The sequence below is a fragment of the Bremerella sp. JC817 genome, from assembly GCF_040718835.1.
Classification (GTDB): Bacteria; Planctomycetota; Planctomycetia; order Pirellulales; family Pirellulaceae; genus Bremerella.
This window is the reverse complement of sequence record NZ_JBFEFG010000274.1, coordinates 763,349-790,156: the sequence shown is the minus strand read 5'-3', so window position 1 is coordinate 790,156 and position 26,808 is coordinate 763,349. Positions and strand designations below refer to the sequence as shown.

General features: G+C 56.8%; 21 protein-coding genes and 1 riboswitch. Of the genes, 9 read left to right on the top strand and 12 right to left on the bottom strand.

Annotated features, from left to right (window positions below):
- Positions 1-81: 81 nt before the first annotated feature.
- From AB1L30_RS17405 to AB1L30_RS17385, 5 genes are all read right to left on the bottom strand, one after another.
- Positions 82-1,695, bottom strand: a complete 1,614-nt coding sequence (locus AB1L30_RS17405; RefSeq protein ID WP_367014676.1) for a DEAD/DEAH box helicase — start codon at positions 1,693-1,695, stop codon at positions 82-84.
- A 384-nt stretch (positions 1,696-2,079) separates the two neighbouring features.
- On the bottom strand, positions 2,080-2,838 hold the full coding sequence (locus AB1L30_RS17400; protein ID WP_367014675.1) for a phosphate ABC transporter ATP-binding protein: 759 nt from the start codon (positions 2,836-2,838) through the stop codon (positions 2,080-2,082).
- Positions 2,835-3,689, bottom strand: coding sequence for a phosphate ABC transporter permease PstA (gene pstA, locus AB1L30_RS17395; protein WP_367014674.1), 855 nt, complete (start codon positions 3,687-3,689; stop codon positions 2,835-2,837). The genes AB1L30_RS17400 and pstA overlap by 4 nt, the downstream gene beginning before the upstream one ends.
- Complete coding sequence (pstC, locus tag AB1L30_RS17390) at positions 3,682-4,533, bottom strand: phosphate ABC transporter permease subunit PstC (protein ID WP_367014673.1); 852 nt, start codon at positions 4,531-4,533, stop codon at positions 3,682-3,684. Before pstC ends, pstA begins: the two co-directional genes overlap by 8 nt.
- A complete protein-coding gene (locus AB1L30_RS17385) occupies positions 4,514-5,335 on the bottom strand; it encodes a phosphate ABC transporter substrate-binding protein (RefSeq protein WP_367014672.1) in 822 nt (273 codons plus the stop codon). Before AB1L30_RS17385 ends, pstC begins: the two co-directional genes overlap by 20 nt.
- Before the next feature lie 278 nt (positions 5,336-5,613).
- On the opposite strand from AB1L30_RS17385, the gene AB1L30_RS17380 reads away from it, so the two are divergent.
- The gene (locus AB1L30_RS17380) at positions 5,614-8,151 is read left to right on the top strand and encodes a LamG domain-containing protein (protein ID WP_367014671.1); all 2,538 of its coding nucleotides are present in this window, start codon (positions 5,614-5,616) and stop codon (positions 8,149-8,151) included.
- A 12-nt stretch (positions 8,152-8,163) separates the two neighbouring features.
- Here AB1L30_RS17380 and AB1L30_RS17375 read toward each other — a convergent pair whose 3' ends face one another.
- Positions 8,164-9,105, bottom strand: a complete 942-nt coding sequence (locus AB1L30_RS17375; RefSeq protein WP_367014670.1) for a DUF1731 domain-containing protein — start codon at positions 9,103-9,105, stop codon at positions 8,164-8,166.
- Between the two features lie 153 nt (positions 9,106-9,258).
- Between AB1L30_RS17375 and AB1L30_RS17370 the strand changes: the two genes are divergently transcribed.
- On the top strand, positions 9,259-9,972 hold the full coding sequence (locus AB1L30_RS17370; RefSeq protein ID WP_367014669.1) for an MBL fold metallo-hydrolase: 714 nt from the start codon (positions 9,259-9,261) through the stop codon (positions 9,970-9,972).
- Here the strand turns inward: AB1L30_RS17370 and AB1L30_RS17365 are convergent.
- Entirely contained in the window at positions 9,963-11,315 is a 1,353-nt protein-coding gene (locus AB1L30_RS17365) for a sugar porter family MFS transporter (RefSeq protein WP_367014668.1), read from the bottom strand. The genes AB1L30_RS17370 and AB1L30_RS17365 overlap by 10 nt on opposite strands.
- A 236-nt stretch (positions 11,316-11,551) precedes the next feature.
- Here AB1L30_RS17365 and AB1L30_RS17360 point away from each other — a divergent pair, with 236 nt between their 5' ends.
- The 4 genes from AB1L30_RS17360 to AB1L30_RS17345 all read left to right on the top strand — a co-directional run bounded on the left by AB1L30_RS17360 (position 11,552) and on the right by AB1L30_RS17345 (position 15,843).
- Positions 11,552-12,877, top strand: a complete 1,326-nt coding sequence (locus AB1L30_RS17360) for a UDP-glucose/GDP-mannose dehydrogenase family protein (RefSeq protein WP_367014667.1) — start codon at positions 11,552-11,554, stop codon at positions 12,875-12,877.
- 42 nt (positions 12,878-12,919) lie between these two features.
- On the top strand, positions 12,920-13,888 hold the full coding sequence (locus AB1L30_RS17355) for a UDP-glucuronic acid decarboxylase family protein (protein ID WP_367014666.1): 969 nt from the start codon (positions 12,920-12,922) through the stop codon (positions 13,886-13,888).
- Positions 13,889-13,905: 17 nt separating this feature from the next.
- Positions 13,906-13,967: riboswitch (guanidine-III (ykkC-III) riboswitch) on the top strand.
- A gap of 46 nt (positions 13,968-14,013) precedes the next feature.
- Entirely contained in the window at positions 14,014-14,337 is a 324-nt protein-coding gene (locus AB1L30_RS17350; RefSeq protein WP_367014665.1) for a multidrug efflux SMR transporter, read from the top strand.
- 114 nt (positions 14,338-14,451) lie between these two features.
- Positions 14,452-15,843: an alkaline phosphatase PhoX gene (locus AB1L30_RS17345; protein ID WP_367014664.1), complete on the top strand. Its 1,392-nt coding sequence runs from the start codon at positions 14,452-14,454 to the stop codon at positions 15,841-15,843.
- A gap of 85 nt (positions 15,844-15,928) precedes the next feature.
- On the opposite strand, the gene AB1L30_RS17340 is transcribed toward AB1L30_RS17345, so the two are convergent.
- The 4 genes from AB1L30_RS17340 to AB1L30_RS17325 form a co-directional block, all read right to left on the bottom strand.
- A complete protein-coding gene (locus AB1L30_RS17340; protein WP_367014663.1) occupies positions 15,929-16,753 on the bottom strand; it encodes a hypothetical protein in 825 nt (274 codons plus the stop codon).
- A 36-nt stretch (positions 16,754-16,789) separates the two neighbouring features.
- Positions 16,790-17,602: a hypothetical protein gene (locus AB1L30_RS17335; protein WP_367014662.1), complete on the bottom strand. Its 813-nt coding sequence runs from the start codon at positions 17,600-17,602 to the stop codon at positions 16,790-16,792.
- 93 nt (positions 17,603-17,695) lie between these two features.
- Positions 17,696-18,562 carry a hypothetical protein gene (locus tag AB1L30_RS17330; protein ID WP_367014661.1) on the bottom strand — a complete coding sequence of 289 codons (867 nt, stop codon included), beginning with the start codon at positions 18,560-18,562 and terminating at the stop codon, positions 17,696-17,698.
- On the bottom strand, positions 18,562-19,377 hold the full coding sequence (locus AB1L30_RS17325) for a hypothetical protein (RefSeq protein ID WP_367014660.1): 816 nt from the start codon (positions 19,375-19,377) through the stop codon (positions 18,562-18,564). The genes AB1L30_RS17330 and AB1L30_RS17325 overlap by 1 nt, the downstream gene beginning before the upstream one ends.
- Positions 19,378-19,562: 185 nt before the next feature.
- Between AB1L30_RS17325 and AB1L30_RS17320 the strand changes: the two genes are divergently transcribed.
- Positions 19,563-21,164, top strand: a complete 1,602-nt coding sequence (locus AB1L30_RS17320) for a glycine--tRNA ligase (RefSeq protein ID WP_367014816.1) — start codon at positions 19,563-19,565, stop codon at positions 21,162-21,164.
- 83 nt (positions 21,165-21,247) lie between these two features.
- Here AB1L30_RS17320 and AB1L30_RS17315 read toward each other — a convergent pair whose 3' ends face one another.
- Positions 21,248-23,497: a diguanylate cyclase gene (locus AB1L30_RS17315; RefSeq protein ID WP_367014659.1), complete on the bottom strand. Its 2,250-nt coding sequence runs from the start codon at positions 23,495-23,497 to the stop codon at positions 21,248-21,250.
- 267 nt (positions 23,498-23,764) lie between these two features.
- On the opposite strand from AB1L30_RS17315, the gene AB1L30_RS17310 reads away from it, so the two are divergent.
- Both AB1L30_RS17310 and AB1L30_RS17305 read left to right on the top strand, forming a co-directional pair.
- A complete protein-coding gene (locus AB1L30_RS17310) occupies positions 23,765-24,625 on the top strand; it encodes a fumarylacetoacetate hydrolase family protein (protein WP_367014658.1) in 861 nt (286 codons plus the stop codon).
- 323 nt (positions 24,626-24,948) lie between these two features.
- Positions 24,949-26,757, top strand: a complete 1,809-nt coding sequence (locus AB1L30_RS17305; protein WP_367014657.1) for a hypothetical protein — start codon at positions 24,949-24,951, stop codon at positions 26,755-26,757.
- Positions 26,758-26,808: the final 51 nt, after the last annotated feature.

Below are 26,808 nucleotides of genomic sequence, written 5' to 3'. Positions count from 1 at the left end.
TCGCGGTGATCAAGAAACAAAAAAGCCGCCGGAAGCGAAGTTGCTTTCGGCGGCTTTTATTTTTAATCGATTGGCGTCGCGTTACGCACTCGCGGGACGGCGACGTTTGGGCTTGCCCTGGCCACCGGCCGCAGCCTGGCCACCGCCGATACGACGTGGCTTCTTCTTCGGATAGATGCGTCCGCCCGACTCTTGCGAGTTGTGAGCTGGCTCCGAGTGATTGCCTTCGTTTGCCTTCGGCTTCGAGTTGAGGCGACGTGGCTTCTTCTTGGTGAAGGTGCGACCCCCCGATTCCTGCGAGGTGTGGCCCGACGAGTCGGAATGGTTGCCTTCGCTGGCGTGTGGCTTCGAACCACTCGACCGACGAGGCTTCTTACCATATCCGCCGCCACCGCCACTGCTGCCGGACGACTTGTTACCGAAGCGACGCGAGCCGCCGGAACCATTGCCACGGTATCCACCACCGCGACGGTCATTGCGACGAGGTTCGTCACGGACAAACGGTTCCGTAGTCTCGAAACCTTCGAGGGCAGGTTCAACTGGAATTTCAATACGAGTCAGACGTTCGATCTGACGCAGCAGCCTCCGTTCGGCACTGGCACAGAACGAAACGGCCACCCCTTCGGCGCCGGCACGAGCCGTTCGGCCGATACGGTGCACGTAGGTTTCTGGCGACTCTGGCAGATCGAAGTTCACCACGTGCGAAACATCGTTCACGTCCAAACCGCGAGCGGCAATGTCGGTTGCGACCAGCACAGGAGGTCGATTGCTCTTGAACTGGGCCAACGTGCGACTGCGAACAGCCTGACTCTTGTTGCTGTGAATGGCCGCGGCACGCAGGCCATCCTTTTCCAACTGTCGGACAATCTTGTCGCAGTCGTGCTTGGTACGGACGAAGACCAGGGTTCGGCTGCGCGGCGTATCTTGCAGATAACGTGACAGCAGAGCACCCTTCATCCTTTTGTCGACGTAATGAACCGACTGGGTGATTCGTTCGGCAGGGGCTGCAACGGCAGCGACCTGAATGGCAACTGGGTTGGTCAGCCACTTCTGGGCCAACTCGCGAATTTCTGGAGGCATCGTCGCCGAGAACATCACGGTCTGACGCTGCTCCGGCACGGCGGCCACAATTCGCTTGAGTGCCGGCAAGAAGCCCATGTCGAGCATTTGATCCGCTTCGTCGAAGCAAAGGATCTCGAGCAGCGACAGGTCGATGTGACCTTGGTCCATCAGGTCGAGCAAACGACCAGGCGTTGCGACCAGGGTATCGACACCCCAGCGAAGATCGCGAACCTGAGGATGCTGCGAGACACCACCGAAGATCACGGTGTGCTTCAGCGGAGTTCCCTGGCCGTATTTCTTCAAGCTTTCGCCAATCTGGGCGGCCAGTTCACGAGTTGGGGCCAACACCAACGCACGCAACGGACGCGAAGGGGTCTGCTGTCCATTATGAACGCGTTTGCCCTTCACTCGCTCAGTTGGTGGCTTGGGGGGCAGGGTTTCCAGGATCCGGTGCAGCATCGGCAGCGCAAATGCGGCCGTCTTGCCGGTACCAGTCTGGGCACAGCCAATCAGGTCTTTTCCGTCCAACAAAACCGGGATCGCTTGTGCTTGAATCGGCGAAGCGGTTTCGTACTTCAGCTTGGCCAAAGCTTGCTGAAAGGGTTGAGCCAATTGGATTTCGGTAAACTTCATCTACAGTCATGCTTTCCAAAGATGGAATGGTAGCCCTACGAGGTACCTGTAGGGGGACCCTGGGCGCAAACCATCAGCCCGTATGTTTGGGCGTTGCCAAAATGTCGGCCAGCAAGCCTGCTTCCGATAGCAGGGAAATCGTCACGCAAATCACGTGTGCGTGGGAGTGGCCGTAAGGGGCAAGAGGATCAGTCGCGGTCGAGAGAACGAGCAACCTGGGATAAGCAAATGAGACTGCCAGTCTGATGGGCGTCTCGGTCCAGGTGACCGCTAATATCGAATCGAATGAACTTGAACGGCCTAATCTGCCGTTAAGTCTCACACCTTGTTGGCCTATATCTTACTCGACGCAGGCCCGGTCGGATAGGCGTGTTTTCCCGCAGTTTATCCCTGAATTCCACTCAAATAGGCGGCCGAGGTGGGATTGTCCGGGGTGGAAAAGACCTTTTCACTGGTCCCAAACTCGATCATTTGCCCCGATCCGTCCTGAACCCAGAAAACGGCGACATCGTCTGCCAATCGCCGGGCCTGAGCCAGGTTATGGGTCACAATCACGATGGTATACCGTCGTCGCAGGTCCTCGATCAGGCCTTCGACCTTGGCCGAAGCGATCGGGTCCAAGGCACTGCAGGGCTCGTCCATCAGAAGATAGGCAGGCTTTAAGGCCAACGCGCGGGCAATGCACAGCCGCTGCTGCTGGCCGCCTGATAGCTGCAGGGCAGGGCGGTCGAGCCGATCTTTGACCTCGTCCCAAAGTCCGACATCTTGTAGAGCCGTTTCGGTGATCTCGTCCAACTCGGCCCTGGTTCGGTTCTGTTGGGCTTTCAGGACAAGGTGAATGTTCTTCCGGATCGACAACGGAAATGGATTCGGCTTTTGAGCGATCCCGCCGACTCGCCGCCGAAGCTGAGCGGTGTCCAAGCCAGGCTGATAAATGTCCTGGCCGCCAATCAATATTCGGCCGGTCGTGGTCGCGTCTGGGATCAAATCGATCATCCGGTTCAAAGTCAGCAAGAAACTACTCTTCCCGCAACCTGACGGACCCACGATCGCCGTGACATGGCCGTCCGGAACCTGGAGCGATACCTCTCGGACGGCTGTCGTTTTGCCGTAATGAACACTCAGCGATTCGGTGCGAATCATCTTGCATTCCTCCCACTGATCCGATTCGATCCCAAGCGAATCAAGCTAACCACGGTCATGTTCACGATCAACAACATCACAATCAGGACCAGGGCCGTGGCGTAGGCCTGGGAGTTTCCGCCGGGGACGTTCATCGCCATGTCGTAGATGTGAACACTCAGCGATCTACCGGAATCCCACACCGAGCCAGGCATCCGTGTGACATAGCCGGCGGTGAAGATCAAGGCCGCGGTTTCTGCCAGGGCGCGACCAATGCCGAGAACCGCTCCGGCCGCAATCGCGGGGCCAGCGGTCGGCAGCGTGATGTGAAGCAGTGTCGTCGTCTTCGTTAAACCAGCTGCCGCGGACGCATGCTGAAATTCGGTCGGAACCGAACGGAGAGCTTCTTCGGTCACGCGAGTCAAAATCGGCAACAACATACAAGCCAGCGTGAGGCCACCGCTCAAGATCGAGTACTCCATGCCCAGCAAGACACAAAAGAAGGCATTGCCGAACAGACCAAACACAATCGAAGGAACCGCGGCTAAAGCGTCGAGGCTCATGCGTATAGCTCGCCCACCGAGCGATGTTTGCCGTGTCTGCTCGACCAGCCAGATTGCGGTACCCAAAGAAAGTGGAAACGCAATCGAAAGCGAAACGCAAAGGATCAGCAGCGTCGAAACGATCATCGGTGCGATCCCACCTTGCCGACCAGCATCGCGCGGTTCACTGGTCAGAAACTCCCAACTGACATGCGAGAAGCCACGCCAGGCAATGTCGCACAAGATCCATGCTAAAAGAGCCGTAATCAGAATCGCGATGCTCCACATGGCGGCAGTGGGGATGCATTCTTTCCAGCGGTGATTATTCATGGCGGTCACCTCGCAGCCATTCCGCGAGAAGCACGATCCCTGCTGCGGCAACCATCAGCAGCAGGCCACTCACAAATAGCACAGCGCGATGACTCGACGAAGCGTAGCCCATTTCGCTGGCGATGTTCGCCGTTAAGGTTCGTACCGGCCCGGTCAGGGAGGTCGGCATTTCGACGACGTTGCCAGCCACCATCAACACCGCCATCGTCTCGCCGATTGCCCGGGCCGTGGCCAGCATCACTCCGGCAGCGATGGCACTGCGTGCCGCGGGCAAAGCGACCTGGGTGGCGATCGTCCAAGGAGGTAGCCCCGACGCGGCGGCCCCTTGCAGCCAACTCGATGGCACGCTGCCTAACGCGACATCGGCCGTTAACGAGATAGTCGGCAAGATCATCAGTGCTAGAACGCAAATTGCGGTCAGTAGGCCTTGGCCTGTTCCGCCGAGGTGTGACATGATCGGCACCAGCACAACCAGCCCCCACAGGCCATACACCACCGAGGGAATCCCCGCCAACAGTTCAATCAGACGTCGATACCAGCGTGCCAGCCTCGGCGGTGCATAGAACTGTGTGAAGATCGCCGAGCCAATGCCAAGCGGCGTGGCGACAACCACCGCGCCGAGCGTTGTCGCCAAGGTTGCGGCGATCATCGGCACCAGGCCGAAGCGATCGGAAAGGGGATGCCAACTGGCATCGATGAAGAAGCGAACCAACCCCAGTTCATTCAGCGCCGGCCACGATTCTTTCCACAAGAAAACAATCACCAGCAGCACGATCGATCCCGACAGCATGGCCGCGGCGGCGGTTCCCCATCGCAGGCAGCGATCAGCGAGCGAGCGGGACAAAGTACTGCTCCGTGATAAGATCGTGAACCTGATCCGACTGGGCGAACGCAATGAAGTCAGCCGTGACCGGATCGATTTCTCCCTTCGTGACCAAGTGCAAAGGACGACTCATCGGAAACGTGCCATCCGCGACCGTAGCGGTCGAAGCAACAACACCAGCCAGGGGGAGCAAGCGAATCGGGAGGCCGGCCTGAATATCGGCTTCGGCGGTGCCGATCGAGACATAACCGATGGCACCAGGGGCACCGGCAACTGTTTTGATGCCTTGCTCGTTGTGTCCCACGATCACGTCCGGTTTGACTGCGGTGTTTTCGATTTTGAAGTACTTTTGGAAAACTTCCAGGGTTGCCCTGCCTTCTGCTTTGTGGACGACCTGAATCGGAAGGTCTGGCCCATCTAGATCCTTCCAGTTGTTCACTTCATCGCGATAGATGGCGATGATCTGCGAATCGCTGAGCTCGGCAATCGGGTTCTCTGCGTGAAGGATCATTCCTACGCCATCGGCAGCCAAGGGATGTACGGTCAGGTCGGACTCGTCTGATTTAAGTTCACGGCTTGCCATACCAATCTCGGCAACGCCTTGGCGGACATCGGCGATCCCTTTGCCCGTTCCTCCGGTTTGCACATCAATACGAACGCCAGGGTGTGCCTCTTCATAACGACGGGCAATTTCGGTTAACAGCGGAGCGATCGTGCTAGAGCCAGTCACAGTGATCCGGTTGTTCGTCGACGAACTTCCCAGCCCGCATCCGGCAAGCGGCAGCAGGCAGGTTAGTGCAACGCACGCAAGAACGCGTAGCATGAGCAGGTTTCTCAGGCAAAGGAGTGTGGTGGTTGTCTTCACGAGATCTTCGCATTGATAATCAAGTGAATGTTAGAGTGTCAATGCCCGCCCCCCGTTCCGGCCGAGTCTTTCTTCGTGGCACCATCGAGTTAAAAAGTGCCATTGCATCGCCCGTTTGGCGTCGTCTTATGCGGCTTTTGCCGGTTCTGTCGATTTGAAACCTATTTAGGTTGACCTATCTTTGAGAGCCCAAGTCGGGGTGGATCCTTTTTCGCGAGAATTCTTCAAAGGTTTCAATGTCGTTCTTGAACCGGTTTCGGCTGCTCCTGCTTATGCTGCTGTTGGCAGTGGGAAGCTTGGCTGCGCCGATCGTTCAGGCCGACACCATCTTGTTGGTGACCGCCAACAATGGATCGCTGACTGGGGAAGAGTCAGCACGACGATCTTCGTTTCAATCATGGGGCTACGCGGTCTCGACCATCTGGGCAGGTAGCTCTCAGGCCGCAATCGACTCGGCAACACTTGGGGCTCAAGTCGTTTACATTTCCGAAGAAGTTAACAGCGCCGATCTGGGGACCAAGCTTCGGACAACCTCGGTGGGCGTGATCAACGAAGAAAACTTCCTCGACGACGACTTTGGCTTTTCAGACGCCGTTGGTTCGGAACGTTCCGGCAGTTCGATCTGGGTGCTGGGTGCCAATCAAAACATAAGTATCACCGGCGCCGCACAGCAACTGACGCAGATGGAAGGCAATCTCGCTCCCGGTGCGCAGATCGTTGCCCGCACGACTAGTAACACCGGCAAAGTGACCATTGTTTCCCTCGAAAAGGGAGCCCAGTTAGCCAACAACATTTCGGGTAATTCGACCGCGGCCGGGCGGCGTGTGCGAATGCCTTTCGGTGGCGAACCGTTTCAGTGGAGTTCGCTCAACAGTAACGGTCTTTATATCGTTCAAGAGGCGCTGAACTTTGCCCGAGCGACCGCCGATCAAACGCTGCTGCATTGGAGACTCGACGAAGGTACCGGTGGGACGATCTACGATGCGTCAGGTGCGAATCGTCACGGTAGCTTCCAGACCGGAACACCGACCTGGATAACCGGGCCGCGGAATGGGGCACTCGACTTTAGTGGTGGAAACGACGTGCGTTCAAGTGCCGCTTTCGATCCACCTGCCCAGGGCAGCGTCGCCTTCTGGATGAAACGTGACGACGCGGTGACCAGCACCGAACGGATCCTCGGAACCGGGGACGACTGGGAAATACGGATCGAACCGAGCGGCATCGTCGCCTTCGATCTCGGGGCGAACAATACCTCAGGTTCGTTTGAAACTACCACGGCACTTAACGCGATTAATCAGTGGTATCATATTGTCGCGATCTACGATTCGATCGGCGATACATTCACGATTTACGTGAACGGCAAGCTTCATCGCTCGGGCTCCGTCGGGTTGAACGACCCTTCCGGCAATTATCTGTCGCTCGGGACACGCACCGGCACCGCGGATCGCTTTGACGGGACGATCGATGATCTGAGAATCTACAACTACCAGCTTTCCGAGACGCAAGTCGCGGAACTATATGGATTGATCGGACATTGGAAGTTCAACGAAGGAAGTGGTAGCGTCGCCAACGATAGTTCGGCGTTCAAGAACCACGCCAACATAAGCGGAGCAACCTGGACGACCGATTGTGCAGGGAACGTCGCTCTGGCCTTCAATGGTTCTGGCGCGGTGGCAACGACAACGTCGAGCGTGACTCCGCCCGAGCAAGGTTCGATTGCCTTCTGGTTCATCAGCGAGGCGCCCTACGCCAGCAATCAGCGGCTGTGGGGGATCGGCGACAACTACGAGATCCGTCAGGCAGCCGACGGCGTGGTTTACTGCGACGTCAGCGGCAACGGAATCGATGGCGGCTTCTTCACGACCGAGCCTCTCGATGAAACGATGAAAGCGTATCACTTTGTCGCCAGCTACGACAACGCCGATGACACCTATGCGATCTATATCGATGGCGAACTTCATAAGAGTGGCGTTTCGAGTGTTGATCTGAGCACCCAGGCCGGAGGCATCCTGTCGTTTGGCACACGAACCGGTTCGACCGAATACTGGCAAGGAACGATGCGTGATTTTCGACTCTACAATCGCAAGATCCTCGAGTCGGAAGTCCTGCAGTTGGCTGGTGTGGCGGCGCACTACGAACTGGATGAAACGAGCGGCTCGATTGCCTACGATTCGACCGCTGCGAATAACGATGCCACCTACTACGGGGCACCGACGCTGGGAACACCTGGACCGGACAGTTCCACCCTGGGGACCGCGGTCGAACTGGATGGCTCGACGCAATACATTACCAGCAACAAGAGCCTGTTGAATTCATTACCGCAATTCACGATAGCTGGCTGGATTTACCTCGACACATTGAATGCCAATCAATCGTTCTTCGGCCAGAACGACGTGATCGAATTTGGCATTCGGGGAAGGACCGGGCAAGTTCATTTGTGGACAGCGAATGGTGGCTTCTTCTATGTTGGCGGAACGCTTAAGGCTGGGCAGTGGATACATGTGGCAGCGGTTGGCAATGGCACCGAAATTGTCGCCTATGTAAATGGACTTCCAGTGGCTTCGTCAAGTCGCAGCACCACTTCATACGGAACGAGTAGCTACAGCTTCAAAATCGGCGAAGGCGTTTATGCCCCAACTGGCGACTACCTGGATGGTCGCGTTGATGACGTGCGGGTGTTTACGCGTGCTTTATGTCCGGCGGAAATCCTGGCTCTGGCGTCAGGACATGAAGAGAAAGGGATCCGCATCATCAAGTGGGTGGAAGTTCAGTAGCTTCCGCCGCGTCTACGCCAGTAAGTCCGCCAAGGCAGACTTCACTTCCGGAAATTGAAACGAGAAGCCATCGTTCAGCAGTCGCTGCGGAATAACGTAGCGACCAAGCAGTGCTAGTTCTGGATCCGTATTCAACAGCCAAGGGGTACCGATCTGGACCATCCACCGGAACGCAGGCAGGCCGATGGGCATACGCACTGCTTCACGCAGCCCTCGCATGAATTCGACCTGAGGGACCGGATTGGGCGAAGAGGCGATATAGGCTCCGCTCATCGAGGGATCGGTGAGAGCTTTCTCGAATAAGCGGTTCATGTCGGCTTCGTGAATCCAACTGATGCCTTGGTGGCCCGAGCCGATCTTGCCGCCGAGACCCCAGCGAGTCAGCATTGCCAAACGAGCCAAGGCACCGCCGCCGACACCGCGGTCTTTGCCAATGACGAAGCTGGTTCGCAAGACAATGCCGCGCTGATCAGGCAATTTGGCCGAAGCGAATTCTGCTTCCCAGGCCTGTCCAACCATCGGGGCAAAGCCGATTCCAAATGCCGAGCTTTCATCGCAGCGACTGACAGCCGGATCGCCATAGATATGAGCCGTTCCCATTTGAACCCAGACCGGTGGAGGTGCGGAGAGTGTTCGCATGGCTTGGCCAAGTGACCGTGTCGATTCGATTCGCGACCGCAATATTTCATCTTGATGGGCAGGCGTCTTGATGCAGTCGACCGTCCGGCCGGCGAGATTCACGACACCGGCCGCTCCTTCCAAGCAATGGCTCCACGGCCCCGGTTTACGTCCATCCCAAGACACATGCGTCCAGTTGCCGTCAATGCGAGGTACGTTGCGTGACAAGATAACGACCGGTTGGCCTAGTCGGGCGAGATGATTGGCCAGCGAGATTCCCAGAAAGCCACTGCCACCGGCGATAACGATTGGTCGAAGATCGGTTGATGTTTCCAAGGTAGCTTCCAGCGGCAATGACTGATTAATGTGTCACGCAGGTAACCGCAGAGAAGGGGGAGGTGATAACTTGATTTCAGGCTCCTTACCGAGCGGGGCCAAGGGATTTATGTTGAAGGATAGATCCGAGTAGCTTCGTAAATGAGTTTTTCGATGCAAGTTGTTCATCCTGGAATCTTGCAAGTCCGCACGCCGGCGTTGAACTTTTATGTTCTGCGAGACGAGGAAGGTCTGTACGTGATCGACGGTGGTTTCGTCGGAGGCGTGCGAATCCTGCAGAACACGCTGCGGCAGCATGGCTGGAACGATCTGCCGATCCGAGGCATTCTGGTCACGCATGGTCACCTCGACCACATCTTCAATGTCGCCTATCTGGCGAAGACGACCGGTGCATGGATCGCCGCGACGAGGCTCGATGCACCGCATTACGCAGGGAAGCCGCATTACGAAGGGAATTCACGGGTAACCGGCTGGCTGGAAGCGACCGGCCGTTTCGCGTTGGGGTACCAGAGATTCCAGCCGGATCGCTGGTTGGATGATGGCGATCGGATCGAGATTCTCTCCGGGATCAAAGCCGTTCACTTACCCGGTCACACCCAGGGGCATATGGGCTTCCTGCTGGAGAAAGAACGGCTGCTGTTCACGGCCGATCTGTTCGTCAGCTATCGGGCAGGGGGCCGGCTGCCGCTCGAGATCTTCAACAACGACTCTGCAGAAAACGTCCGTAGTATCGGCAAAGCTTTGGGGTTGAAGCCGGCTGGCGTGCTGCCGAATCATGGCAGCGACGCTCCGCCAGACGTCCATCTGCAGCGGATGGAACGTCTTTTTGAGCGTGTCAAATGTGCCGGGCACGAAGACTATTCGTGAACACCGAGCTGGCGTTCGATTTCTTCCAGAGGAACGCCTTTCGTTTCCGGCATGAAGACAATCGCCCAGATTAACTGCAGGATCATCATGCCGCAGAAGATCGCGAATACAGCACTGGCCGGCATTACGGCGACCATCGTCGGGAAGCAGAGTGTCAAAGCGGCCGCAAAGAACCAGTGGGTAAAACTGCCTACGGCCTGACCACCGGCGCGATAACGGTTCGGGAAGATCTCGGAGATGAACACCCAGATCACAGCACCCTGACCGACGGCATGGGCCGCGATGAAAGCGAAGATGCACGGAGGCACGACCGAGTAGTTCTCGGTTGCGAAAGCCAACGAGCACAGGCCAAGCGAACCGATGTAGCCGAGCGAACCGATGACGATCAAAGTCTTTCGCCCCAGGCGATCGATCAGGGCGAGGCCGACGAACGTGAAGATCAGGTTCGTCACTCCGATTCCGACCGACCGAAGCAGAGCCGCCTCCTCTCCGAGACCGGTCATCTCGAAAATCCGCGGAGCGAAGTAAAGCACCGCGTTGATACCGGACAGTTGGTTAAAGAACGCGATCAGAAACGCCAGCATCAGAGGGACCTTAAGCTTGCCTTGCCAGATGCTGCCTGAAGCAACTGTTTGCTGGGCTCCGATCTCGATTTCGTCAGCCAATGCTTCCACCTTGCCGGGCGAACCGTCTGGGACGATTTGTTTCAGAACAGCAATGCCCGCTTCACGATCCCCCTTGCGGGCAATCAACCAGCGAGGACTTTCGGGCAGGCCAAAGCAGAAAAACGAATAGATCAGCGCGGGAATTGCCTCGACGCCCAGCATCCAGCGCCACGCGACGTCGTCTTGCAGTTCGACCTGGGAGGCGGCGAACCAGCGAGCGATCAGGGCATTCGACAGGAACGCTATGAGAATCCCGAAGACAATATTGAACTGGAACATGCCAGCCAGCTTGCCACGGTTGTTGGGTGGCGAAATCTCGGAGATATAGAGCGGGGCCGCCACGGTCGAGATTCCGACTCCCACGCCACCGATCCAACGCGCGATCATGAACGAGATCGGATCGTTGGCCAGCGCAGACCAGATTGCCGAAACCAAGTACAGCACGCCGACCGAAAGCAGTGTTTTCTTTCGGCCGAACCGATCGGTCGGCCAGAATCCCAGCATCGACCCCAGCACGGTACCCCACAACGCGGCACTCAATGCCAGCCCGTGATAGAAGTCTTGCAGCCCCCAAAGCGACTGGATGGTCTTCTCGGCACCCGAGATCACGACAGTGTCGAAACCAAACAAAAAGCCAGCCAATGAGGCAGTAACCGACCAAAAGATAATTCGATACATGATGTGGGAATGGGGGAGATGGGATGAAGAGCGGAAGAGGTTGCCCGGTCACAGGCACACCTGTTATTGATTTTCTAACACTCTAGCAGGTTAAAAAAACATTTTCCTGCTTCAACGGGAGAGAAACACCCCTCAAGGGACGCCGAGCGGCAACTGGTTCACCTGTTTTCAATTAGGAAGTGCAGGTAAACTATCCCGATTACCGTATTGGTCGATTTCCGCCTAGGAAGATTTAGATGAAGCTAGCAGTCATTGGTACAGGTTACGTTGGACTGGTCACAGGAACCTGTTTTTCCGATCTGGGAAATGAAGTTACGTGCATCGACGTGAATCAGGCGAAAGTCGAAGGCTTGAAGCAGGGGATCATTCCGATCTACGAGCCCGGTCTTTCGGAACTGGTTCTAAGAAATCACGAAGAAGGTCGCCTGAACTTCACCACCAATGCTGCCGAGGCGATTCCTGACGCCGACGTAATCTACATCGCCGTCGGTACTCCTCAGTCCGATAGCGGAGCCGCTGATCTTTCCGCCGTCTGGAAGGTGGTTGAAGGAATCGCCCCGCTGCTGCGAGAAGACGCCCTGGTGGTGGTAAAGAGTACCGTTCCGGTCGGTACCAACGGCAAGGTCTACGACATGCTGAACAAGCTGTGCGGCCGCGAAGTGAACGTCGCCAGCAACCCCGAATTCCTCAAAGAGGGTTCGGCTATTTCGGACTTCATGTACCCAGACCGCGTCGTATGCGGCGTCCGCAATCGAGAAGCCGAGGCACTGTTAAATACGCTGCACGCACCACTGCTGCGGACCGGCAAGCCGATTCTGTTCATGAGCCCTGAAAGCTCCGAACTGACCAAGTACGCTGCCAACGCACTGCTGGCGACGAAGATCAGCTTCATCAACGAAATCGCCAACCTGAGCGAAAAGGTCGGGGCCGATATCAACGATGTCCGTATCGGCATGGGGCACGATCAGCGAATCGGTTTCCAGTTCCTCTTCCCTGGCCTCGGTTACGGCGGAAGCTGCTTCCCGAAGGACGTTCGGGCATTGGCTTCGCTGGCCGACTCGTTGGAACTCAATCCTTTGATCATGCGAGCGGTCGACGAAGTGAACGTCCATCAGCGAGCTTCGCTGGTCCGCAAGATCGATGCCTTCTATGGTGGCGAAGTCGCCGGCAAGACGTTTGGCGTTTGGGGGCTGGCCTTCAAGCCGAAGACCGACGATATTCGCGAGGCGCCGGCGCTGGAACTGTTAAACTTCTTGGTCGAAAAGGGAGCTAAGATTCGCGTTCACGATCCGGAAGCGATGGATAACGTGAAGGAAATGTACGGAGATAAGATCTCGGCCTATTGCAAGAGCGAAATGGAAGCGGTGGATGGTGCTGATTGCCTGGCGATTAATACCGAATGGAATGAATACCGCACGCCTGACTTCAAAAAGCTGAAAGGTAAGATGAAGACGCCAACGGTCTTCGATGGCCGCAACTTGTTCGATCTGGCAACCTTGGAGAAGCACGGATTCACGTACTTCTCGGTAGGACGTCGTCCGGTTGATTCAGGCTCGAACTAACCACCTGAATTATGCTTTGCACCTCGGAAGGGCTCGTAGGAAATGGCTCAGATCAAACGTATTTTGGTGGCTGGCGGAGCTGGCTTTCTTGGCTCGCACATCTGTGAGAGGTTGGTTGCCCAGGGGCACGATGTGATCTGCGTCGACAACTTCTTCACGAGCCAGAAGTCGAACATCATTCACCTGTTGAACGAGCCCAATTTCGAGATCATCCGTCACGACATTATCCACCCGCTGTGGCTGGAAGTGGACGAGATCTACAACATGGCTTGCCCCGCAGCGCCTGGGCATTACCAGTTCAATCCCATTAAGACGATGAAAACGTCGGTCATGGGGTCGATCAACTTGTTGGGCATGGCCAAACGTTGCCGGGCTCGTTACTTGTTTGCTTCGACGAGCGAGATCTACGGCGATCCGGAAGTTCATCCACAGCCAGAGACCTACCGAGGTAGCGTCAACACGCTCGGTATCCGTGCTTGCTACGACGAAGGCAAGCGAGCCGCCGAGACGCTGTGCATGGACTATCACCGGATGAACAAGGTGCCGGTCCGGATCGTACGTATCTTCAATACGTATGGTCCTCGGATGCATCCTTACGATGGCCGCGTAATTTCCAATTTCATCCGCCAGGCCTTCACCGGCGAACCGATCACCATCTATGGCGAAGGTTCGCAAACCCGGTCGTTCTGCTTCCGCGACGACCTGGTCGAAGGGATCATTCGGTTGATGGGCTCGGATCAGGTCGGTCCGATCAACATCGGAAACCCGAAGGAGTTCACCATCAAGCAATTGGCGGAGCTTGTGGTTAAAATGACTGGGTCGAAATCGGAGATCATCTATACCGATCTGCCGGCCGACGACCCAAAACAGCGGCAACCCGACATTACGCTTGCCCGCAAGCACCTAGACTGGGAACCGCAAGTTGAGTTAGAAGAAGGGCTTCAGAAAACTATCGACTGGTTCAAGTCGATCAACCTCTCGGCGTACCGACCGCCGACGCCTAACTACTAAGCTAAACTATCTTTGATTGATTGGCCTCGCTGGCCCCGGACGAGACGCGCCGTACCCGGTTAAGACAAGACGACGCACGACGTTTTTTTACTTCGTGTGGTCTCTTGTTGATGGATACCGATTCAATGGCGTGGTGGATTTTGTTTCTTGCCGGACTTCTGGAAGTGGTTTGGGCAGCAGGGCTTAAGTACTCCGAAGGCTTTACCCGATTCTGGCCGAGCTGTATCACGGCGGTCGCTTTGGTGGCCAGCATGTACCTGCTCTCGGTCGCGGTTCGCGATCTACCGATGGGAACGGCCTACGCGGTTTGGGTAGGGATCGGCGCCGCCGGAACTGCCATCTATGGGATGACCGGAATGGGAGAACCTGTGACAGGCATGCGTTTGTTTTTCCTGGGGATGTTGGTGGTAGCCATCCTGGGGCTCAAGGCGAGCATGCCGGTCTCTTGATATGCGAGCGAAATATTAAGAAATAATGAAGCTTCTTGTGGGTTCGGGGGCTTCTTCGGTAAAGTTGCGTCTTTCCCAATTTCGTCCTTACCCAATCTTAAGAAGATCCCTTCCATGGCCGAGTCGAAGTCGCGTCGTGAGTTCCTCAGCGATACCTTTTCCGCGTTTGGGGCATTTGCCGTCGGCAGTGCTTTGTCGACGCTGGGGGAACGTGTGGCGTTGGGGGAAATGGCGAAGCAGTCGTTCCCGCTGATTCCTACCAAGGACGAAGCAACCGGACTGCCGCTCTTGAAGTTGCCGGAAGGCTTTCGCTACATCTCTTACGGATGGACTGGCGACGAAATGTCGGATGGCCAGCCAACGCCTCCGGCCCACGATGGCATGGGCGTGATTGCCAAGTCAGGCAGCCAACTGTTGCTGACTCGCAACCACGAAATGAGCAACCCAGGCCCCGCTTTCAATTTCAAAGATGGCGAACCGTTCGATCGCTCGGCAACGGGTGGCTGCACGCAGCTCACTTTCGATACCGAACGGGAACGTTGGGTGTCGGCGTACGGGGCGATCTCAGGCACGGTTCGCAACTGTGCCGGTGGTGTGACTCCATGGGGAAGTTGGTTGACCTGTGAAGAGTCGGACGCCAGCACGGCCGATGGCAACGACATCGCTCACTTCGAGCAGGACCATGGCTGGGTGTTTGAAGTTCCTGCGGAGGGAACCGCGACCGCCAAGCCAATCAAAGACATGGGCCGCTTCGTGCACGAAGCCGTCGCGATCGACCGCAAGACAGGCTACGTCTATCTGACCGAAGATCAGCGTCAGTCAGGTCTCTATCGCTTCCGGCCGACCAAGCCAGGCCAGTTGGCCGAAGGGGGCGTGTTGGAAATCGCGGAAGTCGTCGGCCAGCCTGACCTCCGTGGTGGCTTCCAGAACGGAGCCAGCTTCCCGGTTCGTTGGCACAAGATCTCGAACCCACGTCTCGAACTGACCGCTGCCGGTACCAAGCCTGAAACGGTCTTCGAGCAAGGCAAGAAGCTGGGAGGCTCGACCTTCTCGCGTCTGGAAGGTTGCTGGTATGGCAACGGCTTGATCTACTTCGACGCGACCGATGGCGGTGCCGCGAAGGCTGGCCAGATCTGGCAGTTCGATCCGCAGAACCAAACGGTCACGCTGTTGTATGAATCGCGTGACAAGCGCGTTTTGAACATGCCTGACAACCTTTGCGTCAGCCCTCAAGGTGGTTTGATCTTGTGCGAAGACAACGATTACGAAGGGGAAGACCCGCTACCACAGCGTCTGCTGACCCTGACGAAGGATGGTCGCCTGAATAACTTCGCGGAAAACAACATCGTGCTCAACGGCGAGCAAAACGGTCTGACTGGATCGTTCGTCGACAAGGAATGGGCCGGCTCGACCTTCAGCCCTGACGGAAAGTGGCTGTTCGCCAACATTCAAACCCCAGGCGTGACGTTCGCTATCACTGGCCCATGGAACGATTTCCTGCGGTAACCTCACGGAACCAAAGCAAGAGGCCTGACGACCGCGCGTTGTCAGGCCTCTTTTTGTTTCTTGGTGCAGCGAAGTCGCCGAATGACTACGATGCCATTTCCGGGCGTATTGGTTCGTCCGGAATGTTGGGCAACGAGTAGATCTCTTCCGCGATCTCTTCGGCTCGCTTCCGTCGATAGCGACGAACGAAGATCCGCCACGGATTGGTATCGCTGGCGAGAATGCAGAACTCGCTGGGCCCGGTCAGGGTTTCGCAGGCAATCCGCACGACCGGTGTCCAAGGCGTGTGCAGCGTGATCTGGCGAACGTCGCAGGCCAGCAGCGAAGCGCGCGGAATCCGATACCGTCGCAGGTCACATTCTAAAATGATTTCCCCGGTCTCGTGATCGAGTCGCAGCAAGCCGATGTCGATGATCTCGGCGTCGTTCGTGCCAAGTTGGAACGAGGCCATCGCTTGCGGTTTCGATGAAGTCAACGTGACAAATTGACTGCGGTAGGTATCGCTGACGATCCAAGGGGAAGGACGCCGGTCGACCTGGCGCCGCATCATCACCTCCCACCAGCGGTCTTCACACAACGCATTGATCAGCAGGAAAACGACCGTGAAGACGCCGATCACCATCGCGGTCAACGCCAGCGAAGCGAGCCCGCCCAGGTTCATCCACTCTGGGGCATAGCGAATCAAAAAGTAGACGGCACCCACGATCGGCAGACGAATCATGACATTCGCCAGGCCCACCATAAATCGATTGACCAACGTCCGAACCTTGCCGGCGTAAGGAGCTGGGACCTCTTCAATTTGAGCGATCGCCGTGGCCTGAAGCGGAAACGTGGTATCGGCCTCTGGCTTGTCGCTGCCAGGCTGGTCCGCCTCGGGGGAAGCATAAGGATTGAATTCGGGAGTCGTCATGCACGCGTCTTCGATCGTTGCAAGTCTTGCTGCGGATTACGAGCTTTGTCGCAAAGCCAGGATACGCTGAACGAAAGCTGCCGCCAATTGCTGACGGCGTTTGTTCCAGCGAGGTTCCCCCAAACTAATCTGGCTCATGCCGAATAGCAGTTCCACCGGGCCGCTTTTTGTGTTCAAGACCAGCCGAATGAGCCAGTGCTGGGTCGCCTTGTCGATGGGGTGATAGAAACACTCTTCTTCACAGTCGAGCAGGGCGTCAACCGGAATAATGTAGCGATGATAATCCCCTTCGATCCGAATCGAACGCTCGGCCTTGTCGAGTTTCAAAAGCCCTACGTCGCTGGCTGTATCGAGCTCGATGACTTTCCACTTCTCGCGCGGCGTGATCCCGATGAACCGATGATCGTCTTGGGCCAGAACGATCGCTTCGGGACGCAAGGCAAAGTTACGTCGCACGCGTCCATAGGTGTAAAGGTCTTCCGGCAGCAGTTGATAGAAGGTCGACAAGATCCCGCCAGCCACTAAGCCGATGGCACCGATACCCAGCAGAGGCAAGCTCCACGCAGAGTCCCACCGATCTTCCAGTGGGTTCTCGGGGAGTTGCCACGCCCCCACCGCCATCAGGCCGAGGCCGCCAAAGAACAGCAATGCCGGAGTCAGCCCAATCACATTGATCATGATGCGATGGCGGAAGTTGTAGATCTTGCCACGATCTTGTTCGCGAATGTCTTCGATCGTTGCTTCGGCGGTGGCATGCAGCGGCCACAACGGCTGGACAAGTTCGTCCTCCGGAAGTGGAGTGACGAACGAACCAGGCGAAGCGAACGGATTCAATTCAGGTTCAGACATGCAACTGGCTCCGAACATGCCTAACGGGGGCCAACGAGGTAACCAGGATTCTAGGGCAGCGAACCGGCAGATTCGAGCAGATTTTGTGGGAAGTTAATCTGCCTTCTTCTGCTGGCGATGTTTGGCCTCGGCAATCAGTAATTCAATCCGGTGAAAGAGCTGTTCGGCAGCAGCCTGGCGTGTTCGATTGAAGACGCTCAGGAAGATGCCGTTCTCGCCTGGACGGAGGAAAAGTTCGAGGGGACCATCGGCGGTGCGAAATGTGAGGTGGACATACCAGACCTGCGTGAGATGTTTGCAAAAGTGATCGCATCTCAGCTCGAGCAACGAACCGATCGGAATGTGATACCGCAGGCGGTCTCCTTCCAAGAAGATCTGCGAACTGTAAGGATCGATCCACATGATGGCGATGTCGTCGGAAAGACGGTTGCGTGGTTTCGTCCAGCGATCTTCTGGAATGACGGCGACGAGCTGACAGCTCGTCGATGTGGGCCTCTCGATATACGACTCGGTTCTCGACCCGATGTTTTTGATGAGCTTCTTGCCGAAGAAGCGATCCTCATAAGTAAATGGAACATACAAGTTCACAAACGCCAATATTGCGAACATGATCAAGAAAGCGACGACAGCTAAAACGATGGAAGTGATGACAGCCGAAGCGCTGGTCGAAAGTGAAATCTGTGGATTTTGCAGTGTTGACAGTGAACTCATCGTGGACATCATCGCGAAGACCACCAGCGGGAAGCCTGTTATAGAAGCAAGGAACCGTAGGAAGACTGCGACAACAAAGTTTCGTTGGGTCAGAACCTGATTGGCCCACCCTTCGGCGACCGGCGAAACGACGGCGATTGTCTGGTCGACAGGTGTCGTTGGTTGCGAGAGATTCTCGTGCTTCAGTGCCGGAGCTTCTTCCGAATCGATCTGTGGCGACTGATACGGGTTGATGGGATCGTTCGACATCAACGCTCCTCCTGCGATGCTTGCAGCCAATGTTCGCACTGCTCGAGCAGCTTCACGACCGTTCGTTGTCGCGCCTTGTTGGAAGTCCCCATGGTCGAGTTGTCTTCACACGGCCTGAAGACCACGGCGTACTCTCCTTGATCGGTCGCAAACGAAATCTGCATACACCAGACTTGGGCCAGGCGATGAGCAAACGAACCGGCCTGCAGTTCGGTGATCGAGCGGAATGGAATCTGGTACCGGAAGCGGTCTCCCTCCAGGATCAGTTGTTCCGATCGAGGCGAAATCTTTAGCAACGCAACATCATGCTGCAGGGGCGAGTGCTCTGGCGACAAGCTCCGATCGGCTAGAATCTCGACGGCATGGCAAATGCGGATCTCACGTTTCTGAAGCGGAACACCATCTCGCTTGGTGAGTGACTTGCGAAGCTGCCGAGCGAGTTGATGATCTTGGGTATGAAACGGTGACCAAATCGAATGACCCAGCGTTATCAACACGACGCTAATCAGCAACATCATTCGCCCGCTCCAGAACGGTTGCGATATGTAAGGATTTTGAAATACCTCGGGAATGGCAAGGAGGATGTCGATCGTTAACGCGAACGGAACCAAAAAGGTCGCCAGATAAGTAACGCTTCGGAGGATCTTGCTCGATCGCGAGAGAACGTGATTGCGGAAGGGAGACGGGATCGGTTCGATCGAAGCTAGCGTCGGAGTAGGGCCTCCTTGGTAGGTCTGAAAGACGTCGAGCCGCGGCTGCTGTGCGCAGGCTTCGATCGAAGGTGGCTGGAACGGATTGGGGATTTCTGGGGGCATCAAGGACTCGGCGAACCTCTTTCCAGTGGTAACCGTCCAGATTCTAAACCAGTTTCCCGCCCGGTTCGACCAAATTGCCCGTCCGACCCACGTAGACGCGAAAGGTAGGGGTGCGGTAAACTAAGGGGTTTATCGCTAAAAGACTTACGCCAAACACCCATTTCAAAGAAATCGACGCCATGGAAATGGAAAAGCTCGTCTCGTTGTGCAAGCGACGAGGCTTCATGTTTCAGTCTTCCGAAATCTATGGGGGCATCAACGGTTTTTGGGACTACGGCCCACTCGGTGTCGAGCTGAAGCGGAACATCAAAGATGCCTGGTGGCGCGATATGGTCACCGGTCACGACGACCTGACCCAGTTGCCAGGGGCCCCTGGTTCGTACGAAATGACCGGGCTCGATTGCACTATCATCATGCATCCTCAAGTCTGGAAGTGCAGTGGTCACTACGACCTGTTCCACGACTATATGGTTGACTGCCGCGAGTCGAAGCGACGTTACCGCCACGATCAGATTCAAGGTCGTTGGGTCGAAGCGAAGGGAAAGAAAATCTTCGCCACTGCTGGCTCCGACTCGGAAGCTCCAGAAGCGGACCTCGAACGTCAGGCCCTGAAGTTCTTCGGCATGCGATCCAAGAATGCCGACGAACTGAAATGGGATGGTCCGTTGGTCTCTCTGACCACCGTCGACGACTTCGAGCTGGTCCTCGGTCCCGATGCCAAGACGCTCGGCACGCTGACCGCCCCACGCGAGTTCAACCTGATGTTCAAGACCACCATCGGTGCTCTGGGTGGCGAAGCCGACTCGGCGTTCCTCCGGCCAGAAACGGCTCAGGGGATTTTCGTGAACTTCAAGAACGTCGTCGATAGCAGCCGCGTTCGCGTTCCTTTCGGGATCGCTCAGGTCGGTAAAAGTTTCCGCAACGAAATCACGCCGCGTAACTTCACCTTCCGCTCGCGTGAATTCGAGCAAATGGAAATCGAGTTCTTCTGCCATCCTGATTCGTCGGCCGAATGGTACACCTACTGGCGCGATCGTCGTTTCAAGTGGTACCTCGATCTGGGCCTGGATGAAGGCAAACTGCAGCTTCGCGATCACGATCAAGACGAGCTAAGCCATTACTCGCGCGGCACCGCCGACGTCGAGTACGCGTTCCCATTCCTGCCAGAAGGCGAGTTTGGCGAACTGGAAGGGATTGCCCACCGTGGCGACTTCGACCTCCGAAGCCACATGGAAGGCAAACTCGATCCGGCGACCAACCCGCTGACGGTCGAATTGAACGAAGATGGCAAGCCACGTCACCGAGGTAGCGGCAAAGATCTGTCGTACCGCGACGACCTGACCGGCGAGCGTTTCATCCCGCACGTCATCGAACCTTCCGCAGGTGCCGACCGTGCCACGCTCGCTTTCCTTTGCGAAGCCTATACCGAAGACGAGGCTCCGGACGACAAGGGCAAGATGCAGAGCCGCGTGGTGATGAAGCTTCATCCACGTATCGCTCCGATCAAGGCCGCGATCTTCCCGCTGGTCAAGAAGGATGGCATGCCAGAAATGGCCCAGGACTTGTACCGCACGTTGAAGAAAGACTGGAACGTCTTCTACGACGAAAAGGGTGCCGTGGGGCGTCGTTATCGTCGTCAGGACGAAGCAGGCACGCCGTTCTGTGTTACGGTCGACGGCGACAGCATCCAGGACAACACCGTCACCATTCGTCATCGCGACACGCTGGAACAATGGCGCGTGAAGGCGGACGACCTGACGGATGAGCTGCGAAAGCTGATCGGTTAATTGCAACCGTCACTGTTCGAAACAAAAAAAGAGCCGCGAGGGAAGTCATTCCTTCGCGGCTCTTGTCGTTGAATCAGGTTGCTTTATCGCGACTCGCCCATCTTTTGCGAGGTTCCACCCCAGAGGCGACTCCACCACGACGAGTGATCGTCCATCGATGCGACCGAGGTGTCGACGAACTCGTAAGCCACCATGTACGATTGAAGGCTTAACAACAGATGCCGGGCACGTTCGACAGCGTCCCGCTTGCGGCGGTCTCGATTGCGTCGCGGCGAGATCGAAATCTGAACCTTCGTATGCTGACTCCCGTTCTCGACCATCATGGCACTGAAGTGCAGGTCGAGAATCAACGGCACGGCTCGATCAGCAACGCGACGCTGCAGCGGAAGGGATTCGCCATCGATCATCACTTTGATCGAGTTTTCGGTCACTTGCAGCACTTCGGCACGATGATCGGCCACGAAGCCTCGAATCTTCTCAGCGGCCAGGTTCAGCGGCACACGGGTCTTCATCGCTCGCTTGAGCAGCACTTCCGGCTCGGCCGGCTTGAACATGCGGGTCCACCAACTACGACGATCACCGATCTGCGGGGCGTTCAGCCCGCCACCGATCTGGGTGACGATGTTGCGCCCCATTTCTTTGGACTGTAGCAGGGCCCGGTCGGCTCGGTTCAGGATCGTATCACCGGTGTCGCCTCGTTGAATTTCGGTCACACCGAAACTGGCAGTCATGTGCTTTCCGCCTAAGGCCGAGAGAGACGTTGCAGCGAGATCGCTGCGGATCTGTTCGGCTAATGCGGCGGCCATTTCGTTGTCGCACTGTGGGCAGAGGATCACGAACTCTTCGCCACCATAACGAGCACAAATGTCGCCGGGACGTGCCTTGTCTTCCAGCATCTTGGCAAAGACGATCAAAGCTTCATCGCCTGCTTGATGGCCGAAGGTGTCGTTGATCTTCTTGAAGAAGTCGATGTCGCAGATGATCACGCTGCAAGGCCGGCCGACGGTCGTATGGCGATCGACCATATCGATCAGGCTGCGGTCCATTTCGGCTCGATTGAACAACCCTGTCAGTGGATCGCGAGTTGCCTTGTAGTGCAGCGATTGAACTTGTTCTTCCAGCGATTCGACACCGGTAGCATCGTGCATCTGGATCGTCAGGCCGAGGCTGGCGCCATCTTCGCCAATTACCGGAACGATGTGGGCAACCACGGCGACGAAGTTGCCGGCCGCGTTGCGAATCGAAAGACGGTACTTGCCCTGGGTACGCGAGACCAAAGCGGCCCGGATCGGGTCTTTGCCTTCGCCAAACTTGCGTCCCTTGTGATCGGTCAGGCCTAGCAGATCGGGCGTCCAGCTATGTCCTTCGACGACATCACGGGGCAAACCAGTCAGGCGTTCGGCACCCTGATTCCAACCGATGATTTGCAGGCTGATATCCAGGAAGATCAACGCGTCGTGGCTGTTACGGACCAGACAGTCCTGAAACGCAGCATGCGAACGGCTGAGCTGTGGTGCGATACTTTCGGCGTTGGCTTTCCAGCGTTTGTTGGCTTGTTCGGGAGAAAGCACTCGCAACCAGCGGCGGGTTGAGTCGGTGTTTGGAGTGATCGTTCGCGATTGAAGTTCGCAGAATTGTTGGACCAGATCTGGATCGAACTGCGTACCGGCATACGAATTCAGTTCGGCCATGGCACGTTCTTTCGAGCGGGCACGACGGAAGATCTGATCGACGGTCATCGAGTCGTAGGCATCGGCGATCGCCAGCATGCGAGCTTCAATGGGAATGTCTTTGCCCGATACGTCGCTGTTCTTCTTGCTGCCATCGTACCAGGCATAGTTATAACGAATCAGGTCAACTATCTCTTCGCCGTCGCAGCAGGCCGAAAGGATCTCGAGGCCAATCTCTTGGCTGCGGTCCATCAAGAATTGCTCGTCGGCCGACAACTTGCCAGGGCTGGTCAGTACGTAGTCGGGGACACCAATTTTGCCCACATCGTGCAGCAAAGCGGCGACTTCCAGCTGATCGCGCTGGAAAGGTTCGAGATCGAGTTCAACCGCCCAACGCGAGCACAATTTGGCGACACGCAGCGAGTGCGAAGCGGTCGGGAAGTGCTTAGCCTGAAGTGAATAGAACAAACCGGAAGCGATTCCAAGACTGACCTGAATCAGTTGGTTGTCGGTGTCGTCGAAGTGGTCGGCGATTGGTTCATCGTACGGCTCGTCGGCCCAGGCAATCAGGTTCGAAATTGCGTGGATGGGATCTTCAACATGGTCATGCGAAGTCCCTGGAGGTTCGTACGATCCGGGGTTCGAGGTTGGGTCCATAGCCATCTGGATTTGCTGCCCCAGGTAGTCACTGGTGTGGTCGTTGTGAATTGTTGCGCTGAAAGTTACGTCGAAATCCGTCGGTCAGCAAATTGGCTCGATCCGCCAGCGCAGAAAAAGGAAGAAAAGAGACCGAACAAACGCACAATGCCTGGGAGAGGCAACCGCTTTGGCTCGTTGTCGCGGTGGGGATTTTCCGATAAGTTGAACTCTGCGCATTCTATGTGAGATGCAGATGACAACGGTTATTCCCATGAGAAGGTTCCGACCCCGATGCGATTGATTAGCTACCAGAGTGAAACCGGACCACGTACCGCGGTGGCTCGCGGCAATGGCTATGTCGACTTGCATCAGGCCGATCCGCTGCTTCCCACCCAAATGAAGCAGTTGTTGCCGATGCTGGCGGTTCATCACGAGTCCATTCTCGAAGCCGCCCAGACCGGCAAGTTGCTCGATCCGGCCAAGGTGCATCTCCTGCCGCCCGTGGTCGAACCGCAGAAGATTTTGTGTATCGGTTTGAACTACGCCGACCATGCCGCCGAAACGGGGGCCACGGTTGGCGACGAGCCGGTCGTCTTCAATAAGTTTCCGACATGCTTGCGGGCCCATCGTCAGGCGATCGAACTGCCGGCAGTCAGCGATCAAATCGACTACGAAGCAGAACTGGTCGTGGTGATCGGTCGGGCAGGGAGGAACATCCCCCAGGCCGAAGCGATGAGCCACGTCGCCGGCTACACCATTGGTCACGATGTCTCTTGCCGCGACTGGCAAAAGGGGAAGCCTGGCAAGCAGTGGCTCCTCGGCAAGTCGTTCGATAGCTTTGCTCCGCTGGGACCCGAGATCGTCACGGCTGACGAGATCGAAGATCCCCACAACTTGCGGATTCAATGCCGACTCAATGGCGAAACGATGCAAGATTCGTCGACCAGCCAGTTGATCTTCCGCATCGATTTCCTGATCTCGTACTTATCGCAGGTCTGCACCTTGAAGCCTGGCGACTTGATTTACACCGGCACTCCGCCGGGCGTCGGTATGGCTCGCAAGCCACCCGTCTTCCTCAAGCCGGGAGACATCTGCGAGATCGAGATCGAAAAGCTCGGTATCCTGTCGAATCCTGTTATCGCAGGGTGCTAGTTTCGCGATCGCTTTGGCACGTTCAACTCGCAAGGGAGGCCTATTTCTGGTCTCCCTTGTTTTGTGGAAGGAACCTGCATTCCACGTGCAGCGTGGAGTAATACAAATGTGCTGGCAACTTCGGATGTCCGCTGCTAGCCATGCCATCAACCATGGTGAAATGTGCCGGCTTTTCGTACTGCGGTACGTGCCAGCATGGGGCTGATCAAAACCTGGCCATCATTCATTCAGGACGCCTCGATCGATTGCCGAAATCTGTTCTATAAGGATGATTAAATGCCACAGGGACGTGGTCATTTCTTTCACCAGGGATGGGATTGAGAATGCAATTCAGGCGGAACGGTCTGCGCGACGAGCGTCGTCGACGGGCCTTGATGGACGATCGCAACAGCGATTCCAGTAACCAGTCTGCTTCGAACGAGTCGGCGAGCATCATGCGTCGATCGGCTCGCTCTTACTCGAAGACAGCCGTGGATGAACGTCGAATCCGTATCGTCGATGCGGTTCCGGTGTACGTTGTCCACGTCGCACTCTTCTACGCCGCCATTCTGTTAACCGTAGCCGGTTTGCTGGCACTGCATCACTATGCTTCCAGCGTCGTTCGTTGGGCTGACTTATCGCGAGTCGATAGCCTGGGAACTTATTTGTCGGCCGGAGCCCTGTTCGTCGGCGCATTGATTGCGTTTTTAACGTATCGTATCCGTCGCCATCGCTTGGACGACTATCGCGGACGCTATCGTTGCTGGCTCTGGTTTGCCGCACTGCTGCTTTTCGCCAGTGTCGACTTCATGCTCGACTTCCGCAGCGACGTCGCTCGCGGGCTCGAGGCGGTCACGCGTGTCCGTCTGCTGGGTAAGACCGAAGGCTGGTGGATTGTCGTCTGGAGCGTTGCTTATGGCTCGATGGCGCTGCGAGCGATCTTGGAAGTACGTCAAAGTGTCGGCACGCTGATCGTCGGTCTGCTCGGGGCCACGCTCATTTTCCTGGGCATGGCGGTTCAACTGGATCTACTGCTGGTCCCTGGTAATATGCCGGTCGAACTGGCTTACCATGCCGTTCAGCTCACAGGGGTCGGCCTGCTGATGGCCAGCCTGGTGCAGTATGCCCGCTTCGTCTGGATGGATGCTCAGGGCCTGATCACTCGCGGCTCGATCGAAGTTGCGGACGAAGAGGAAGAGTCTGAAACCAAGGCCAAGAAGCCAGCCCGTCGTGCACGAGCCGCCGTGAAGAAACCAGCCGCCAAGGCTGCCGAGCCTGCGAACGACGACGACGAAGAAGAAGCGGAAGCCAAGCCACGCCGCGGATGGTTCGGGTGGGGACGGAAGCAGGAAAAGACCGACGAAGCCGAAGAGCCTGCCAAGCCGGCAGCGGCCAAGTCGCGTTCGACCAGCAAGCCTGGCGAAGAAGACGAAGCCGAAACCAAGCCGAAACGGGGCTGGTTCTCATTTGGCAAAAAGGCCGCCGCCGAGGAAGAGGGCGACGAAGCACCTGCTCCGGTAAAGGCGAAGCCAGCCGCCAAGAAGCAACAGCAAGAAGCCGAATCGGAAGAAGCGGCCGAGCCAAAGCGGGGCTGGTTCTCGTTCGGTAAAAAGGCCGCTGCCGAGGAAGTGGAAGCCGAAAAGCCTGCTCCATTGAAAGCGAAGATCGCCGCGAAGAAGCAGCAGGAAGCAGAGGCGGAAGAAGCCGCCCAGCCGAAGCGAGGTTGGTTCTCGTTCGGCAAAAAGCAAGCCGACACCGACGAGGCCGAAGATGCCCCAGCCGGCAAGAAGCCGAAGGTAGTCGCTCCGGCAGCGACTGAGGAAGAAGCGGAAGCGAAGCCAAAACGAGGCTGGTTCTCGTGGGGTAGCAAGGATGCCGAAGCGAGCGACGATGAAGACGCTGCCGATTCGGACGAGCCACGCACCACGATGACGCCTCGGGTCAAAACGCGGCCCAAGCCTCCAGCAACGGCCCCCGCGCCTGCTCCGCAGCAGCCCCCGACCATCACCGGCAAGTACAACGAAGAGGACGACGACGAGTCGAACTCGGCCGAAGATGAAGAAATCTTGCGACTGGAAGCCAAGCCAGATCACATGCTGAGCAAGGCAGAACGTCGGCGTTTGAAAAAGCTGAAGCGTCGGACGGCGGCCTAGTCCCCGACGAATCGGAGATACGCCCCTTTGACGCGGTTTGCTGCCAGCGTC

What these genes read in the sequence shown, in the direction of transcription:
- AB1L30_RS17405 (WP_367014676.1), bottom strand. Translation starts at nt 1,695, where the DNA reads ATGAAGTTTACCGAAATCCAATTGGCTCAACCCTTTCAGCAAGCTTTG.
- AB1L30_RS17400 (WP_367014675.1), bottom strand. Translation starts at nt 2,838, where the DNA reads ATGATTCGCACCGAATCGCTGAGTGTTCATTACGGCAAAACGACAGCC.
- pstA (WP_367014674.1), bottom strand. Translation starts at nt 3,689, where the DNA reads ATGAATAATCACCGCTGGAAAGAATGCATCCCCACTGCCGCCATGTGG.
- AB1L30_RS17385 (WP_367014672.1), bottom strand. Translation starts at nt 5,335, where the DNA reads ATGCTACGCGTTCTTGCGTGCGTTGCACTAACCTGCCTGCTGCCGCTT.
- AB1L30_RS17380 (WP_367014671.1), top strand. Translation starts at nt 5,614, where the DNA reads ATGTCGTTCTTGAACCGGTTTCGGCTGCTCCTGCTTATGCTGCTGTTG.
- AB1L30_RS17370 (WP_367014669.1), top strand. Translation starts at nt 9,259, where the DNA reads ATGCAAGTTGTTCATCCTGGAATCTTGCAAGTCCGCACGCCGGCGTTG.
- AB1L30_RS17365 (WP_367014668.1), bottom strand. Translation starts at nt 11,315, where the DNA reads ATGTATCGAATTATCTTTTGGTCGGTTACTGCCTCATTGGCTGGCTTT.
- AB1L30_RS17360 (WP_367014667.1), top strand. Translation starts at nt 11,552, where the DNA reads ATGAAGCTAGCAGTCATTGGTACAGGTTACGTTGGACTGGTCACAGGA.
- AB1L30_RS17355 (WP_367014666.1), top strand. Translation starts at nt 12,920, where the DNA reads ATGGCTCAGATCAAACGTATTTTGGTGGCTGGCGGAGCTGGCTTTCTT.
- AB1L30_RS17350 (WP_367014665.1), top strand. Translation starts at nt 14,014, where the DNA reads ATGGCGTGGTGGATTTTGTTTCTTGCCGGACTTCTGGAAGTGGTTTGG.
- AB1L30_RS17345 (WP_367014664.1), top strand. Translation starts at nt 14,452, where the DNA reads ATGGCCGAGTCGAAGTCGCGTCGTGAGTTCCTCAGCGATACCTTTTCC.
- AB1L30_RS17340 (WP_367014663.1), bottom strand. Translation starts at nt 16,753, where the DNA reads ATGACGACTCCCGAATTCAATCCTTATGCTTCCCCCGAGGCGGACCAG.
- AB1L30_RS17335 (WP_367014662.1), bottom strand. Translation starts at nt 17,602, where the DNA reads ATGTCTGAACCTGAATTGAATCCGTTCGCTTCGCCTGGTTCGTTCGTC.
- AB1L30_RS17330 (WP_367014661.1), bottom strand. Translation starts at nt 18,562, where the DNA reads ATGTCGAACGATCCCATCAACCCGTATCAGTCGCCACAGATCGATTCG.
- AB1L30_RS17325 (WP_367014660.1), bottom strand. Translation starts at nt 19,377, where the DNA reads ATGCCCCCAGAAATCCCCAATCCGTTCCAGCCACCTTCGATCGAAGCC.
- AB1L30_RS17320 (WP_367014816.1), top strand. Translation starts at nt 19,563, where the DNA reads ATGGAAAAGCTCGTCTCGTTGTGCAAGCGACGAGGCTTCATGTTTCAG.
- AB1L30_RS17315 (WP_367014659.1), bottom strand. Translation starts at nt 23,497, where the DNA reads ATGGCTATGGACCCAACCTCGAACCCCGGATCGTACGAACCTCCAGGG.
- AB1L30_RS17310 (WP_367014658.1), top strand. Translation starts at nt 23,765, where the DNA reads ATGCGATTGATTAGCTACCAGAGTGAAACCGGACCACGTACCGCGGTG.
- AB1L30_RS17305 (WP_367014657.1), top strand. Translation starts at nt 24,949, where the DNA reads ATGCAATTCAGGCGGAACGGTCTGCGCGACGAGCGTCGTCGACGGGCC.